The organism is Sphingomonas immobilis (assembly GCF_030580995.1).
Taxonomy (GTDB): Bacteria; Pseudomonadota; Alphaproteobacteria; order Sphingomonadales; family Sphingomonadaceae; genus Sphingomonas; species Sphingomonas immobilis.
In genome coordinates, this window is record NZ_JAUQSZ010000014.1 from 112,118 (window position 1) to 128,504 (window position 16,387).

Here is a 16,387-nt window from a genome sequence, read left to right on the forward strand (position 1 = left end):
ATTCGCCCCGCGCGGCAATGGCCGGCGAGGTCAGCGGATCGTCAGGCTTGTGGGGGCCTCAGCGCCGGATCGGCAGTTGAGAGCGGCCGCATGGAATGGCTCGCGAAAATGGGGGCAAGCCGAAGGTCGTGCGTGAGCGCGGCATTGGAGATCTTGACCGGCGCTGCGACATGATCACCGTGGCAGCCGCCGTGATGGTGAGGATACCCTTTGTCACCATCGGAGGGCACTTGATCGGCGTCGCCGGGCGCATGGCCTAGAGCAACTTCGTCCACGCCTATTTCCTGGGATGTAACGCTTACATCCGGCCGTTCCAGCACATGCGCCGTCGCCGTCGTCCCAAGGGAAAGGACGATCGCCAAATAAGCAAGGATGTTGAGCAAGCGTCGCACGGACAACCGACTAACAGGAAAGCCGACAACGGGATAGCCCCGACATCGCATAAAGGAATGAGATGTCATCGCATAATCTCGGGCGATCGGGCGGGTCTTGCGCGAAGGCGGATTGCGATGGAAAGCATCTATTTGCGCTCCAGCAGCTGCAAGCTGCCAGAAGTCAGCGGAAGTTGTGCCGACGCATCCTCAGATGGTTTGGGATATAGCTCCGTCCGCGCCTGGATAATGATTTGAAGGCCACCCCAAATGCCGAGCCCTGCCATGATCAGGGCTACCGCCAGATCCGGCCAAGCCGTGCCCGTGCCGAGCACACCTGCGGCGGCAAGCAATACTGCCAAATTACCGATGGCGTCGTTACGCGAGCAGATCCACACCGATCGCATATTCGCGTCGCCGCTCCGATAGCGGTAGAGCATGAGCGCAACGCTGCCATTTGCGACCAGTGCGATCACGCCGACGATACCCATCGTCCCAGCTTGCGGTATGCCCCCGCCCAGCGCGGCAAGCAGCGTCGTGATCAAGACGTAGAGGCCGAAGGCAAGGATGGTGCCGCCTTTCAGCAATGCGGCGCGCGACCGCCAGCCCAGCGCCATGCTCGCGACCCCGAGGCTGATCGCATAATTGGCGGAGTCGCCTAGAAAATCGAGCGCGTCCGCCTGGAGCGAACGCGACCCCGAGGCGATACCCGCGACGATCTCGCCGGCGAACATCGTCAGATTGATCGCAAGAGCGATCCACAGCACGCGGCGCCAGCGCGGATCGGGCGCCGCCGGCGCATCCGACTGGCAGCTGCTACAGACCATGATTTTCCACGCGTGCAAGCATCATGAGAAGCCTTATGCACCCTCTAGCTACTAGAGGGTCAAGACGAATATCGCTTCCTGCTCTGCTCTTCATCAGGTGGATGCCACGACGGCACGGCGCCGGTTGAGAATGAACCCGCCGGCCACCGCGACGAGCATCAGCAACTGGGCGCCCATCGACTGCACGGTCGGGAAGATGCCGAGCACCGAGACGCGAATTCCGCCCGAGAGCGGGGCGATGTCGATGATGCCGGCTTCCTGCAGCGCGGACACACCCTTGCCGGCGAGCACGATCGTGAGGAGCGCCATCAGCCAGGCGCTATAGGCGAAGAACTTCGCAATCGGCAGGTCGCGACTGTAGCGCAGCATCGCCCAGGCAATGAGGCCGAGCAGCAGGACCGCCGAGCCGGCGCCGGCCAGCATGATACCGCCATTACCCTGGGTCCAGAGCGCGGCATAAAACAGGATGGTCTCGAACACCTCGCGATAGACGACGATGAAGGCCAGGCCGAACAGGAACCAGGCCGATTGCCGTGACAGCGCGCGCGACAACTTTTCGCGGATGTAGCGCTGCCATTGGTCCGCCTGCGCCTTGCCGTGCATCCATATCCCCACGGAGAGCAGGACGACGGCCGCGAACAGCGATCCAAACCCTTCGGTGAGCTCTCGGCTCGCGCCGCTGATCCCGATCGCATAGGTTGCAACCGCCCAGGTCAGGCCGCCCGCCGCCAGCGCGCCGATCCAGCCGCCATGGACATAGGGCAGCACCTCGGGTCGCTCGGCCTTGCGCAGGAAGGCGATCATCGCAACGACGATCAGCAGGGCTTCGAGCCCCTCGCGAAGCAGGATGGTGAACGCGCCCAGAAAGGTCGATGCGCTGCTCGCCGCGTCCGGGGACAAGGCTGCATCGGCGTCATCGAACAAGCCATCGAGCACCTGGATACGGGTGGCTATCTCGTCAGCGGGCCGACCTTGCTGAAGCGAGGCGCGGAATTCGCCCATGGCGCTTTCGATATGCCCCATGAGCGTTGCGTCACGCGCGGTCAGCATCGGCTCGAGCGGTTCGAACCCGTCGAGATACGCGGACAGCGCGAGTTCCTGCGCGGCGTGGCGATCGCCGCTGCGATAGGCGGCAAGGCTGCGCTGCAGCTTGTCGCGCGCGACGCTCAGCGAGCCTGCGGGCTTCGGGATCACCACCTCCGGATGGCGGCGCAGATAGGCGATCGCCACGTCGGCCTTGTCAGGACCAACGGCCTTTGCGAGTGTTTCCGGCGTCAATCCGGCCAGCGCCGTCAGATCGGGAATGGCGCGCCGGAGACTGGCGTCGGATTTCCATAACCGCTCACCCTCAGCCGCCTGGGCATCGGAAAAAGCGAAGCGACCGGCATAGAAGGCCAGCGCCCAGCGATCGGCGCTCGGGAGGATCGCGAAACTTTGCATCGCTGTGCCGTCGATACCCTGCTCGATGACCTGATAGAGCGCGAAGGGGCTGCGCTGCCGTGCGCGCTTCACGTCGCTGAAGGCGATCGGCGGGGTGGTGAGCTTCGAGGCGTCGGGGCCATGCCCATCCCCGGTCATGCCATGGCAGCTCGCGCAATTCTGCGCGAACAGGGTCGCGCCGCGGGCCAGGTCGGGCGCCTTGGCTGGCGCGAGGGGCACCGGATAGGCCTTGAGCAGATCGGCAGCGAGGCCATGGGCAATGCGGGCGACCTCTTCGGGCGTGCCCTTGGCGGCGATCACGCCCTGGAGCCGGCTCGCGCCCGCGGTCAGAGTAGCGCGCGCCGGCGTGGGTGGCAGAGCGGCGAGACGGGTCGATACCGAAGCCGCGAATTCGGTCATCTCGGCAAATTCCGAGGCGCTCTTGACCCGACCGCCGCTGACGGCGCCACCATAATCGACCGCCACATAGTCGAGCAGCCGCCACGCCGTCTGCACGTCGGCGGTATCGGCGCGGGCTATGCCGCTGATGCCGACCATGCATAGGAGTGCCGCCAGTACGGCCATGGCCCGCCGGATCGATGGCATTGGCAAGCGCGTAAAGGCAGGGCTGGAATCGAAAGATTCGCGAAGGTCTGGGCGGGACATCCCAGCCTCATAAACCCTCTAGCCGCTAGAGGGTCAAGCAGTTTTGCGACTTAGTTGCAATAGCCGACGAAGGTGTTTGCTTATCCCGCGCGAGCCGCCTCCGGTGCCAACGTCTCGATGATACGGCATTCCGAAATCGTGCCATGGCCGCATTGGACGATGAGGCTGCTGAGCTCCGAACGCAGCGTTGCCAGATCCTTCAGTTTGCGATCGATCTCGGCGAGATGTTCTCGAGCGATCAGATCCACCGCCGAGCAGGATATCTCCTTCTGATCGGCGAGACCGAGCAGCGCCTGGACCTGATCGAGCGAAAACCCCAACGCCCGGGCGCGCCGGATGAAGCTGAGACGCGCGAGATGTTGCGGCGAATAGGCGCGATAATTGTTCTTGGTGCGGTCAGGCGCCGCCAGCAGACCGGCACTCTCGTAATAGCGGATCGTCTCGACCTTCGTCCCTGTTGCGGCAGCAAGCTTGCCGATGCTGAGCGACCCTGATGACATTGAGCATAACCCTATAGTGACTTTAGGCTTTATAGGCAGGACGATGGCGAAATGTCGAGGTCGCATCCGTTCGGTGCCCAAGGTTATGCGTCATGCCGATGCCGGTGGTGCAGGTCGGGGAAATGGGCATGCCGATGTGTCATTGGCGTATGCCTATGCCAGTGACTGTGGGGTTCGTCTGAAACGACGCCCGGCGAATGTTGGTGCTGATGATGGCTATCATGAACATGGCGATGATCATGTTCGAGAGGTTCGTGCGCATGTTCGTGGCCATGCGATTCGGTCAGGTGCAGCCAGAGCCCGATCGCCATCAGGATCCCGGCGATGACGAAAGGCACGGAGACCGTTTCGCCGAACATCGCGACCGCGAGCAACGCACCGATGAACGGTGCCGTCGAGAAATAGGCTCCCGACCGAGCCGTGCCGAGGTGCCGAAGCGCGAGCACGAACATCACGAGGCTGACGCCGTACCCAAGAAAGCCGATCAGCGCGGCACCCGCAACCACCGGAATCGCTGGCAAGGATGCGCCAAGCGTCAGCGCCAGGAGGAGATTGACGGTCCCTGCGGCCAGCCCTTTCAGCATCGCGATCTGGACGGGATCGGCGCTGCTGAGCTTTCGGGTGAGATTATTGTCGATACCCCAGGCGAGGCAAGCGCCGGCGATCGCCAACATGCCCAAGCCACCGCCCGCGGGAGCGCCACGCCACGATAGCAACACCGCGCCGCCGAGGATCGCCGCAGCGCCGACCAACAGACGGTGATCGACATTTTCGCGGAACACCAGCCAAGCGATGGCGAGGGTCGCAAGACCTTCCAGATTGAGCAGAAGCGACGCGGTGGACGCAGGCGTCGTTGCCAGTCCCGCCATCAGCAAGACCGGTGCGATCCCGCCTCCGCACAGGATGACGAGCGCCAGCCAGGGCATGTCGGATCGGGCGAGCGATGCTTCCCCCTCGCCACGTCCGATCGCTCTGCGCAACGCATATACGAGAGCAAGCCCGCAACCCGATCCGAGATAAAGCAGGCCGGCGAGCAGCCAAGCGTCTACACCGTTACCAAGGACGAGCTTCGCGAACGGTGTACTGGCGCCAAACAATAGTGCTGACAGGATCGCCAGTACGGCACCCGAGCTTGGCTTCACTGGCGAGCGATCATCATACGAATGCTACCTGACTCGTGGATGTTCCCTATACGGTATTTTTCACAAGCAGGTCACGGTCGATCCACCGGTGCTTGAGGCGGATGATCTTCGACTGTCCAGATCGGACAAGAAGCGCAGCTTGTGTGGTGACCAATGTGACGGACGCCGAAGCGCCCACCGAGGCGCGCCGCTGCTTTAGCAGGAATTTCGAAAGATTCGCGATGTTGGATACGAGCGAGACGAGATCCGTACCCAGCGCAAAGAGCGCACCGACTATCAGATTATGCGCAAGCCAGAATGGCGCACCGACAAGAAAGAAACCTTTCATCCGCGTGGTTGAAGTCTGCAGCCGTGCGAGGGTGCCCAAGGAGCTTCCGGTCAAGGCCAAGGCAGACGGGATGCCATGCCACGTCACAATTGAGAGAAAGGCCAAAAGAATGAGGCTCGCACCATAAAGCCTGATGACAACGTAACGGTCTCGCACAGCCGCAGAAATAATGAGTTGCGAGCACGAAATGAGACACGCCATCGCTGCCGTGGGCGATCCCAGCGCAAGAAAATAGAGCGCGAATGCGGCCGCACCGGTGCTCTGGATTTTGATCACCGTCCCGTAATCGTTGAAAAATGGCCAACTCACGACGCACAAGAGAGCGAGGCAGCCAAAGGCGGTGGCAATCATGACTGCCACCGCGCGATGTATAGGACGTCGAGTTGTGCTTGCGTTTTGGCGCGGGATCTCAATTGTTCCATTGCCGAAGCGTGACGGAACAAGGTTAATTACACGCTAATGCGCCAAGGCGATCGCCGGCTCAGGGCTGCTTTTGGATCGCCGTCACCTCGCCGGCGCTGCCGGTTAGTGTGACGTCGAAATCGACCTTTTCGCCTACCTTTGCCGCGCCAGTGACCGCAGGTGCCGCCTTAAACGTCATGGTCATCGCCGGCCATTTGGCTTCAGGTATCGGGCCATGGTCGAGCGTGACTGTGCCTGCGGTCTTGTCGATCGCGGTGACCTTGCCATGGCCCTTGGCCTTGATCGGCGCAGTCGCCGCCGGCGCCATCGCCATATTGCCCATGTCGCCGCTCATGGCTGCAGCGGGTGCCGCCTGGTTGGTCTCGGCCGCAACGGGCGTCTCCGCTTTCTTGCCACAGGCAGCCGTCAGGGCGGTGAGGCCGAGAGCGATGGTCAGTCGTATCATGGTCATGGTCTTCTCCTTGCAGGTCAAACAGGTTGGTGGAGGGATTTGGCCCGTCGCAGCCGAAGCAACAGATAGGCAGCGGGCAGGACGAACATCGAGAGCAGTGGCGCGGTGAGCATGCCGCCGATCATGGGGGCGGCAATCCGACTCATCACCTCCGAACCGGCTCCCGATCCCAGCAGGATCGGCAACAGGCCGGCGAGGATCACCGCGACCGTCATCGCCTTGGGACGGACGCGGAGCAGCGCGCCTTCGCGCACCGCCGCCTCGAGCTGATCGGCATCCGGATCGTCGCCACGCTCTTCCAGCGCGTTCTTGAGGTAGATCAACATGACCACGCCGAACTCGGCCGACACGCCGGCCAGCGCGATAAACCCGACGCCCGTCGCCACCGACTGGTTGAAGCCGAGGAGGTAGAGCGTCCAGATACCGCCGGTGAGTGCGAACGGGAGCGTGCCCATGATCAGCGCGGCTTCATCGAACCGGCCAAAAATCATGAAGAGCAGCACGAAGATGATCAGTAGCGTCGCTGGCACGACCAGCTTGAGCTTTTCGACAGCCCGCTGGAGATATTCGAACTGACCGGAGTAGGCGATACTCACGCCCGGCGAGAGCTTCACCTCCTTCGCCACCGCGCGTTGCAGGTCACCGACCACCGAAGCGAGATCGCGGCCGCGTACATCGACATAGACCCAGGTCGATGGCCGGGCATTCTCGGTCTTGAGCATCGGCGGCCCTTCGGCGATCGCAACCTTCGCCACGGTGCCCAGCGTGATCTGCTGACCGGAAGGCGTCAGGACCGGAAGCGTGCGCAGCCCTTCGAGGCTGTCGCGCAGCTCACGTGGATAGCGCACGCTGATTGGATAGCGCGCCAGCCCTTCGACGGTTTCGCCAATGGTCTCGCCGCCGATCGCGCCCGATACGATCTGCTGCACATCGGCGATGTTGAGCCCGAAACGGGCGGCGGCGGAACGATCGATATCGACATCGACATAGCGCCCGCCGGTCAGGCGCTCGGCCAATGCCGAGCTGACGCCGGGCACCGTCTTGGCCACCGTCTCGACATCATGGGCGATGCGATCGAGCTGGGCGAGATCGGCGCCCGAGACCTTGACCCCGATCGGACTCTTGATGCCGGTCGCGAGCATGTCGATGCGGTTACGGATCGGCGGCACCCACACATTGGCGAGGCCGGGTAGCTTCACCGTGCGGTCCAGCTCTTCAACGAGCTTGTCCGTGGTCATACCGGGCCGCCATTGGTCACGCGGCTTGAACTGGATGGTGGTCTCGAACATTTCGAGCGGCGCGGGATCGGTGGCAGTCTCGGCGCGTCCCGCCTTGCCGAACACGCTCTCAACCTCGGGCACCGTCTTGATCAGCCGGTCGGTCTGCTGGAGCAGTTGCGAGGCCTTTGCCGCCGACAGTCCCGGCAAGGCCGAGGGCATATAGAGCAGGTCGCCTTCGTCCATATTCGGCATGAACTCGCCGCCGAGCCGGGAGAGCGGCCAAGCCGTCGTTGCGAAGACCAGAACCGCAATCAGCAGCACCGCCTTGGGCTTTTTCATCGTCCAGTCGAGGGCGGGCCGGTAGATATGGGTCAGCCATCGATTGATCGGGTTGGACTGCTCGGCGGGTATGCGGCCCCGGATGAGATACCCCATCAGGATGGGGACCAGCGTCACCGAGAGGATCGCGGCCGATGCCATCGCATAGGTCTTTGTGAAGGCGAGTGGCGCGAAAAGCCTGCCCTCCTGTCCTTCCAGTGTGAACACGGGGATGAACGAGAGTGTGATGATCAGAAGGCTGAAGAACAGCGCTGGGCCGACCTCGGCGGCGGCATCTGTGACCACCGTCCAGCGTGTCGGATTATCGAGATGCTGCTGCGGGTGGTCATGTTCCCAGCGCTCAATCTTCTTGTGTGCGTTCTCGATCATGACGACCGCCGCATCGACCATCGCGCCGATCGCGATGGCGATGCCGCCCAGCGACATGATGTTGGCGTTGACCCCTTGGAACCGCATGACGACGAATGCCGCCAGCACGCCTATCGGCAGGGTCAGAATCGCAACCAGCGCCGAACGGACGTGCCAGAGGAACAGGCCGCAGACGATCGCGACGACGATGAACTCCTCGATCAGCTTGTGGGTAAGATTATCGACCGCACGGTCGATGAGCTGCGATCGGTCATAGGTGGTGACGATCTCCACGCCGGGCGGCAGGCTCGCCTTCAGGGTGGCGAGCTTGTCCTTGACCGCGGCGATGGTTTCGCGCGCATTCTTGCCCGACCGCAGGATCACGACGCCGCCGGCGACCTCGCCTTCGCCGTTCAACTCGGCGATTCCGCGCCGCATCTCGGGGCCAATCTGGACCGTGGCGACATCGCCTAGCCGCACGGGCACACCGCCCATTGCGGTCCGCAGGGGAATGGCCCGGAAATCGTCGAGCGTCTTCAGATAGCCCGAGGCACGGACCATATATTCGGCCTCGGCCATCTCCAGCACGGAGCCGCCCGCTTCCTGATTGGCCTGTTGGATCGCCTGCACCGCCTGTTGGTGCGTGATACCGTAAGCGGCGAGCTTCACCGGATCGAGCAGCACCTGGTACTGCTTGACCATGCCGCCGATGCTGGCGACCTCGGCAACACCGGGAACGGTTTTCAGCTCGTAGCGCAGGAACCAGTCCTGAAACGCGCGAAGCTGGGCCAGATCGTGCTGGCCGGTCTTATCGACCAGGGCATATTCATAGACCCAGCCGACACCGGTTGCATCGGGACCGAGCGCACTGCGGGCGCTCGCCGGCAGGCGGCCTTGCACCTGGTTGAGATATTCGAGCACGCGGCTGCGCGCCCAATAGAGATCGGTGCCGTCCTCGAAGATCACATAGACGAAGCTGTCGCCGAAGAAGGAATAGCCGCGCACCGTCTTGGCACCCGGCACCGACAGCATGGTGGTCGTCAGCGGATAAGTGACCTGATTTTCGACGATCTGCGGCGCCTGTCCCGGATAGCTGGTGCGGATGATGACCTGCGTGTCGGAGAGGTCCGGCAGCGCGTCGATCGCGGTTGATCGCACCGACCAAATCCCCAAGCCGATCAGGGCGAGTACGCCAATCAAGACGAAGAAGCGGTTCGTGACCGACCAGCGAATGAGATGGGCGATCATTGGCCAGACACTTTCGCCATGCGCCGCACGGTCGGTCCCGCCGGCGGTTGATCGAACCCGAAACGGACACGATCGCCCGTCTTCAGGCCGCGCGCGACGTTCGGATCGGGAAGCTGGAAGGTCATCGTCATCGCCGGCCAGCCGATCGCCGGCACCGACTCATGGCTCAGCGTCACCGAATTGGCGGTGAGCTGCTCGATTTTGCCCACGGTCTCGTAGAGCGCGGCGGTAGCTGCGGGTTTGCCAACTGCCATCGGCACACCGCCACCGATCGGCCGTGCCTGCACGCCGGAAAGACTAGCCTCGGAGTCGATCAGGAATTGGCCCGAGGCGATGACCTTCTCGCCTTCGGAGAGCCCAGCGAGGATCTCGGTGTCGTCCCCGGATTCCCTGCCGGTTTGCACCTCGGCCGGCCGATATCGGCCCTTGTCGAGCGCAAGCATCACCAAGGTCCGCTTGCCGGTGCGGATCAGCGCCTCGGAGGGTACGAGCAATGCTGGCTGTGCGCTGCCGCCGAACGACACGGTTGCGAACATGCCCGGGCGCAGACGACCACCACGATTGGGTAGTTCGATCCGCACGGTGAGCGTCCGGCTGTCGGCCTGCGTCGTAGGCAGGATCGCCGAGACACGGCCCGACAATGTCTCGCCGGGGAACGCGGCAAGCGTGGCCTGCACGGTTTGTCCGGGCTTGAGCGGTCCCGCGATGGCTTCGGGCACGGCAGCATTGAGCCAGACCGTGCCAAGGCCGTTGACCTCGGCAAGCGTCTGTCCTGCCGTCATCGTCATGCCGGCCCGCACATCTAGCGTCTTGATGACGCCGCCGGTTGGCGTGGAAATCGTGATGACATTGTGCGGCCGACCCGTTCGCTCGACCGATGCGACCGTACTAGACGGCATGCCAAGCAGTATGAGCCGCTGGCGCGCTGCCTGGATCAACGCCGCGCTCCCGGTGCGGCGGACCGCCAGGAACTCGGCCTGTGCGCCACCCCATTCGGGAACGAGCAGGTCGGCGAGTGGGGCACCGGCGCCAACGATATCGCCGGGCGCCCGGGCATAGACCCTTTGAACGAACCCGCCAGCGCGCGCCTGGACGATCGCGACATCGCGCTGGTTGAAGTCGATCGTGCCGGTGGCGGTCAGGCTGCTGTTCAGTTGTCCCCGTCGTACGGCGACCGCGCGCAGCCCCAGCGTCTGGGACGCAGCGGGATCGATGCGGATGCCCGGCGCGTTGCCGCCGCCTTCATCGGCATATTTGGGGATGGTCTTCATCCCCATCGACGAAAGCGTATCCGGATTGTTGTAGTGTTCTTGCGGCACCATCGGATCGTACCAGTAAAGCGCCTTACGACCGGCATCGGCTGTTTGCGTAGGAGCGGTTTCGCTGCCACCGAGGTGGGCAATGCCATAGCCTGCGCCACCAGCGACGAGGGCGAGCGCAGCGGCGGCAAGACCTAGCCGGGCGCGCGGTGATATCTCGAGGCTCATCGTGCGTCGCTCCGATAGGTCAAGGTCAGCCGGGCGCCGTCGGCGGCGACCAGGGCTTCGCGGTCCAGGGTGGTGAGTGTGGCGTCGGCGAGCGCGGCATAGGCGTCGGCGACATCGACAAGACTGGCGCGTCCAGCACCGTAGCTGGCGGTCTCCAGTTTCACGCGCTGCTCGGCCAGCGACTGCAGCGTTCCTTGCGCACGCATCCATTGTTCGTGGTGCATGACATGGTCGGCGATATCGGCATCAAGGTCGGCAGCAAGAGCGCGGCGCGCCGCTTCGCGTTCGGCCAGAACGCGCCCGGCATTGGCCTGGGCAGCGGCTATTCCGGCGTTTTGACGATTGCGGGTGAAGAACGGCAGGCTGACCGTCACGCCAGCAGAGACATAATCGCCGAAACGGGGATCGCGGCGCTGATAGGCGACATTCACGCCGAAGTCAGAACGCCGACCGGCATCCGCCACCCTTACATCGGCATCGGCTTGCCCAGCCTGGGCATCGATCATCTGGATGGTGGGATGGCGATCGAGGCCAGCACGAAGCTCGGTCCCATCGACCAGAAATTCGGGAATTGGCCCGGCAATCTCCGGCGCGGGATCGCCGGTCCAACGGGTAAGTGTAGCGCGGGCACGCGCGACGTTCGAAACCAGTTCGCTCCGGCGATCCTGCATCGTGGCGATGGCCTGCTGACCGGCAAGCGTCTGCCCCGGCCGTACGCTGCCCGAAGCGACAGCGCCGGTCGTGGTCCCTACGACGCGCTCGAGCCGGGACAGCACGTCGTCAAGAGCGGCAAGTCTGCGCTCGGCATAGGCCAGATTGATCCACGCCAACGCCGTACCTACCTCGACGGTGCGCGCCTCGACCGCCGTATCAGCCTCGGCCGCCCTGATGTCGCTATCGGCGCGCGCCTGCTGGGCATGGCGCTTGGCGAGGTTGGGAATGTCCTGAGACACGCCCACCCGCGCCATGGTAAAGTTATCCCGCTGCGGCTCGAACGCGAGCGGTCCTGATATCGGGAAGCTGTCTACGCCCACTGCGAGGGTGGGATCGGGCAGCGTTCCCGCGGCCCCACGCGCCGAACGCGCGGCATCAGTGCCAAGTGTCTTCGCTCGAATGGAGGGAGCATCGTGCTTAGCCTGGCGAAGCGCCGCATCGAAGGTCAGCGGACCGGCGAACGCAATCCCGGGGATCGCCGCGAGCAGCGGCGCACAAACAAACAATCGCATGGTAAACTCCTGATCGGAGGACCGGATCGGCCGCGCACACTATGACAGGCATATCAGTGGCGGCGGAATGGGGGGCATTCCGCCGCCACTGCTGGCCTAGCCGTCTATGCGACCTGAAGCGGCCAGAACTTTTGCCTAACCGACCGACGGGGCCGACGAAGGCGATGCCATGCTGTGCATCTGCTTCATGCAATCAGCAGCGTCGGCGCTGCTCATCTTCATCATGTCGCAGTCGCACGCCGCCACTTGCGTGGTATCAGGCACCCAGACGCGCCGCTGTCCCTGGAGCGGCGCACGCGGTCCATATTGCGGGACTGACTTCCACTCATAATGGCCGGACTGTTGGCTGTGGTCCGGTTGGCCGGCGAATGCGGCGACGGGTGCGGCAAGGGCTACGCCCAGCAGCGCATAGAAAACACGGTTCTTCATGACTATCATCCTTTGGCAAATCATCGGGGTAGCCGCAGGTTGGACAGGAGGTCGATCCGCGACAGGCGCAACGACCCTTCCAGCCTTACGGCCGAGTTCGATCAGCCAAGGAGAGTCGGCGGTTCCGGTTCGGGAGCAACGTCACCGCCGCGCAGGACGGTGGTGGTCGACCAGAAGGCCAGGGTCGGATCGGCCGCGCGCACCGCAAGCGTCGGTGCGTCATTGCGAACCGCCATGGGAATGACACAGCCCATCGCGGCGATGCAGGCGAGCGTCATGCCCTTGCAGGGTTTCTGCGCGGGCTGCTGTTGCTGCGTCATCATCTTCATGCAGTCTTCGGACATGCCGGAATCGGCCGTCCCGGTCATCGCCATCGATACGGACACTACAGGCGGTGCTGACGCAAAGGCGGCTTCCTGGCCGAGCAGACCGAGCAGGGCTCCGAGCAGGAGAAAGAGGGGAAGCGCACGTTTCACAGCTGTAATCAACTACGCCAATCTTGATCCAAGAGCAACGCCATGCTCATCCGCCGTGCCGCGCGTAGATAGTTTCGCTTCCTGCACCAAAGGCGAAGACATTGAACGCCTGAACCGGCTGCCCGGGGGCTTCCATGCCTGGTGATCCGAGAGGCATGCCCGTTACGGCAAGACCACGCACACCACGAGGACGCTGCGCGAGAACGCGCTTCATGTCCGCGATAGGGACGTGTCCCTCGAAAACCATGCCGTCGACGATCGCTGTATGACACGATGACAGCCGAGCGGGCACGCCGTGCGTGCGCTGAAAGGCAGATCGCTGCTGATCATCGATTATGGCCACGCGCCGGCCGAATTGCTGGCGGACCTGGGCGGCCCATTTCTCGCAGCAACCACATCCTGGATCGCGATGGACTGTGATAGGTACAGCCGCGGCACTGGCGACCGAGACAGACGCGGCGAACGCAGCAAGAACGAGTTTCAGTGGCATATACACCTTCCGTTATCCTCCGCCCTTGGGCGGGGGAAAGTCTCTACTGCGCACGCTTGTGGTGAGCTCTTAGCCAGCCCTGCAGCTCGCCCACTTCCCGAGTCTGCTCGGTAATCGCCTTGGTCGCCATCGTTCGAACCTGCGCGTCCTTTGTGTCGCGCAAGACGATGCGTGACATCGCGATCGCGCCGCGATGATGTTCGATCATCTTGCGAACCCAGGTTTCCGTCGCGTCGCCGCCCATGGCGGACATCATCTTCTGATGCATCTCCATCTCGGCCGGCGGATACGGGTTGGCCGGCGTAGGGTTCGTCATCTGGCCCATGTCCATCTTCGAATGGTCCATGCCCTGCATTTGCGCGATCGCGGGTGTGGTCAACAATCCGAAGATCATGACGGCGATTATTTTCTTCACAATTCTCTCCTCATCGCCCCGCATTGTTAATACGCGCGAGCGCGCCATTACCCTCGCAAGCCTGCGCTAATTTTCGAGAATGGGATGGCGAAACCTACTTGCGGGCGAGAATAGCCTTCATCTCATCAATCTCGCGCCGTTGGGATTGCTCGATACCACCGCACAGACGGACGATCTCCGGGTCCTTCAAGGTCGCCTCGCGACACATGAGGATCGCCCCCGAATGGTGCGGGATCATCGAACGGAGGAATGCCGTATCGCCGATCGTCGTTTGCGTGCGGATCAGCGCAAACGATCCAGCAAATATCACGACCGAGCCGACCAGAAGGGCCGCATTGGCCGCCTTTGATGGGAACATATGGCCCATTGCGAGGATCATCAGCACCACCATCGGCGCGACCATCATCAGTGTCATGTAGACCATATTGAGATTATTGTAGAAGCTCCCCAGGCTATCGATCATGACGAACATCACCAAATACATGATAATGCCGCCGACCAGGGTCTGCAGCGCGAGGCTCGCATAAGCATTCTTCATCATTGGTCGTCTCCTTTGGCCCCCGCCCCAGAATTCCCCATGCTCGTTCGGTTCTTGCGGCGACGTTTTCGCGGCCAGCGGAAATACAAAAGGACCGAACCAGCGATCGCCAGCGCCAGCCCCCCAGCGGCGAATCCAATCAGCCAAGGTGTGTTGAAATCCTCATGGTTCTTCCAGTCCATGATGTGGAGGCCCCAGAAGAAGTCGTAGAGACGCCATGTGCCATTCCTGACGGCAACGATTCGACCGCTGTTTTGCGCAACATAAATACGGGTCGCGTCGTGGTCCGGGAAATCGACCCGCCATGCCGGCAGCGTCGCCTTATATTCGGTGCTGGCGGTCAAAATGGCGCGTACGCTCGGCGTCGGCGCCACGCCGCGATAGGCTTGGACCGCGACTGCTCGCGCCATTGCAGCATTTAGAGGAGGGATGCGCTTTCCAGTCTCGGCATCCTGTAGCACCACCGCACCATCGGACAGCTCGACCTCGGCGACTTCGCGTCCCAGCAGCAGACGATATCGGACCTCTCGCGCGGGTTTGTTCGCCTCGCGCAACACGAGATCCAGCGGTGCACGGGGACGAGCTTGATCAAGCGTCGCTGGCGATACCCGCTCCACGAGACGTTCACCGCGAACCCGGTCGATCGGCAGCAAGCTCATGATCAGGCCGCTGGCAAACCATAGCAAGAGCTGGACACCGATGATCAGAGCCAGCCAGCGGTGGACGCGGCTAGCCCCGACGTGGAGCCGAAGCCGGTTGCTCCTCAGAACCAGGTCCGCACGCCAATGACGAAACTCGTCGCCTTGACGCCTTTTCCATCGGCGCGGGCATAGTCTGCGGTCTGCCCGAATTTTCGATCGTAGGACACGCCGATATAGGGCGCAAACTCACGTCGAATCTCATAGCGCAGGCGCAGGCCCAGCTCCGCGTTGGAGAGGCCCGACCCGATCCGGGTTTCGGGCACATCCTGGGCCGATAGGTTCAGTTCGACGCGGGGCTGAAGGATCAGGCGCTGCGTGAGGCGCTGATCGTAATAGCCCTCGATCCGTCCCAGCACCTCGCCCTTGTTCGACAGAAACACGGCTGCTTCCGTTTCGAACCAGTAAGGCGCGACGCCCTCAATGCCGATCGTTGCGTAGGTGCGGGAGGGATTGGGCTTAAAATCGTAGCGGACGCCCGCCTGCACATTCCAGTAGGGATCTAGCGCGCGACTGTAGAGTGCCTGAACTTCGGCGCTATCGACGCCTTCTCGAAAAGCCCCTTCGCCCTCGGTCTTTACGACGAGCCGATCGAGATCCTTGCCGAACCACGCTTCGCCATCCCACCGATAGCCATCGCGACCATTTCGGACCTGATATTCGGCCAGATTGAACAGGATCATCGAGGATGTGCTGCCGCCATGTTCGTTGTGCAACATAGCGCGGGAATCGGCCATCGCGCCGTTCTGGTAAATCCGATCCGCATAATGATCGCTCGGCGGCAATGGTGCCGGCGCGTTGCCCGGTGCAAGGCTCGTGCCCCCTGCCCCATGCCCCGCCATCTGCCCGTCCATCGCCATCCCGGGCATCGACGACATGTCATGCTCCATCGGCTGACCACTTCCAGCCGCAGGCATATTCATGCCGGGCATATCGTGTTTCATAGCGCCACCCGCCATGTCCGGCATTGTCATGCCAGGCATGCTCGACATGTCATGTCCGGCATGGGGATCGGCCTTCGGAGATGCCTTGCTTCCCGTCGTTGCCGACATATCCATTCCGGGCATGGTGCCCATTCCCGACATGTCGTGGGCGGCGGCATTGGGTTTCGCCGCCGGTGTCGCGCGCCTGGCGGCTGTTGGTCTGGTAGCAGGCTTGGCCGACGTTTTGCGCTTGGCGGGCGTAGCGGGCTTTGCTGCAGGCCTTTTCTTCGCGGGCGCCTTGGCTGCAGGCATGTTCATGCCCGGCATATTCTGCATGGATTGCGCGCTCGCCGGTACTGCGAAAGCGAGCGGCGCGGCGCTGATCAGGAGAAGAAGCGACTTCATGCGGCTTCTCCCCGGGGA

At 63.0% G+C, this 16,387-nt stretch carries 17 protein-coding genes; all 17 read right to left on the reverse strand.

Annotation, left to right across the window (positions count from 1 at the left end):
- Positions 1-41 precede the first annotated feature (41 nt).
- The 17 genes from Q5H94_RS18175 to Q5H94_RS18255 all read right to left on the reverse strand — a co-directional run bounded on the left by Q5H94_RS18175 (position 42) and on the right by Q5H94_RS18255 (position 16,369).
- Positions 42-383, reverse strand: coding sequence for a hypothetical protein (locus Q5H94_RS18175; RefSeq protein ID WP_179563601.1), 342 nt, complete (start codon positions 381-383; stop codon positions 42-44).
- A gap of 137 nt (positions 384-520) precedes the next feature.
- The gene (locus Q5H94_RS18180; RefSeq protein WP_179563602.1) at positions 521-1,198 is read right to left on the reverse strand and encodes a cation transporter; all 678 of its coding nucleotides are present in this window, start codon (positions 1,196-1,198) and stop codon (positions 521-523) included.
- Positions 1,199-1,291: 93 nt separating this feature from the next.
- A complete protein-coding gene (locus tag Q5H94_RS18185; RefSeq protein ID WP_179563603.1) occupies positions 1,292-3,223 on the reverse strand; it encodes a cytochrome c/FTR1 family iron permease in 1,932 nt (643 codons plus the stop codon).
- 140 nt (positions 3,224-3,363) lie between these two features.
- Entirely contained in the window at positions 3,364-3,783 is a 420-nt protein-coding gene (locus Q5H94_RS18190) for a MerR family transcriptional regulator (protein WP_179563604.1), read from the reverse strand.
- An 83-nt stretch (positions 3,784-3,866) separates the two neighbouring features.
- Complete coding sequence (locus Q5H94_RS18195; protein ID WP_179563605.1) at positions 3,867-4,925, reverse strand: DMT family transporter; 1,059 nt, start codon at positions 4,923-4,925, stop codon at positions 3,867-3,869.
- Between the two features lie 46 nt (positions 4,926-4,971).
- Entirely contained in the window at positions 4,972-5,604 is a 633-nt protein-coding gene (locus Q5H94_RS18200; RefSeq protein WP_179563606.1) for a YgjV family protein, read from the reverse strand.
- Between the two features lie 130 nt (positions 5,605-5,734).
- The gene (locus Q5H94_RS18205) at positions 5,735-6,127 is read right to left on the reverse strand and encodes a copper-binding protein (RefSeq protein ID WP_179563607.1); all 393 of its coding nucleotides are present in this window, start codon (positions 6,125-6,127) and stop codon (positions 5,735-5,737) included.
- A gap of 17 nt (positions 6,128-6,144) precedes the next feature.
- Positions 6,145-9,282 carry an efflux RND transporter permease subunit gene (locus Q5H94_RS18210; protein ID WP_304562674.1) on the reverse strand — a complete coding sequence of 1,046 codons (3,138 nt, stop codon included), beginning with the start codon at positions 9,280-9,282 and terminating at the stop codon, positions 6,145-6,147.
- Positions 9,279-10,769 (reverse strand): efflux RND transporter periplasmic adaptor subunit, encoded by a 1,491-nt coding sequence (locus tag Q5H94_RS18215; RefSeq protein WP_304562675.1) that lies wholly within the window; start codon positions 10,767-10,769, stop codon positions 9,279-9,281. Before Q5H94_RS18215 ends, Q5H94_RS18210 begins: the two co-directional genes overlap by 4 nt.
- The gene (locus Q5H94_RS18220) at positions 10,766-11,995 is read right to left on the reverse strand and encodes a TolC family protein (RefSeq protein ID WP_304562676.1); all 1,230 of its coding nucleotides are present in this window, start codon (positions 11,993-11,995) and stop codon (positions 10,766-10,768) included. Before Q5H94_RS18220 ends, Q5H94_RS18215 begins: the two co-directional genes overlap by 4 nt.
- A gap of 135 nt (positions 11,996-12,130) precedes the next feature.
- Complete coding sequence (locus Q5H94_RS18225) at positions 12,131-12,424, reverse strand: hypothetical protein (RefSeq protein ID WP_149524029.1); 294 nt, start codon at positions 12,422-12,424, stop codon at positions 12,131-12,133.
- A gap of 101 nt (positions 12,425-12,525) precedes the next feature.
- The gene (locus Q5H94_RS18230; protein WP_149524030.1) at positions 12,526-12,900 is read right to left on the reverse strand and encodes a hypothetical protein; all 375 of its coding nucleotides are present in this window, start codon (positions 12,898-12,900) and stop codon (positions 12,526-12,528) included.
- Between the two features lie 46 nt (positions 12,901-12,946).
- Positions 12,947-13,390: a DUF411 domain-containing protein gene (locus tag Q5H94_RS18235; RefSeq protein WP_179563614.1), complete on the reverse strand. Its 444-nt coding sequence runs from the start codon at positions 13,388-13,390 to the stop codon at positions 12,947-12,949.
- Positions 13,391-13,433: 43 nt separating this feature from the next.
- Positions 13,434-13,829 (reverse strand): DUF305 domain-containing protein, encoded by a 396-nt coding sequence (locus tag Q5H94_RS18240; protein ID WP_179563641.1) that lies wholly within the window; start codon positions 13,827-13,829, stop codon positions 13,434-13,436.
- Between the two features lie 70 nt (positions 13,830-13,899).
- On the reverse strand, positions 13,900-14,346 hold the full coding sequence (locus Q5H94_RS18245) for a DUF305 domain-containing protein (protein ID WP_179563615.1): 447 nt from the start codon (positions 14,344-14,346) through the stop codon (positions 13,900-13,902).
- The gene (locus Q5H94_RS18250; protein ID WP_179563642.1) at positions 14,343-15,116 is read right to left on the reverse strand and encodes a PepSY domain-containing protein; all 774 of its coding nucleotides are present in this window, start codon (positions 15,114-15,116) and stop codon (positions 14,343-14,345) included. Before Q5H94_RS18250 ends, Q5H94_RS18245 begins: the two co-directional genes overlap by 4 nt.
- The gene (locus tag Q5H94_RS18255; RefSeq protein WP_304562684.1) at positions 15,107-16,369 is read right to left on the reverse strand and encodes a copper resistance protein B; all 1,263 of its coding nucleotides are present in this window, start codon (positions 16,367-16,369) and stop codon (positions 15,107-15,109) included. The genes Q5H94_RS18250 and Q5H94_RS18255 overlap by 10 nt, the downstream gene beginning before the upstream one ends.
- Between the last annotated feature and the right edge of the window lie 18 nt (positions 16,370-16,387).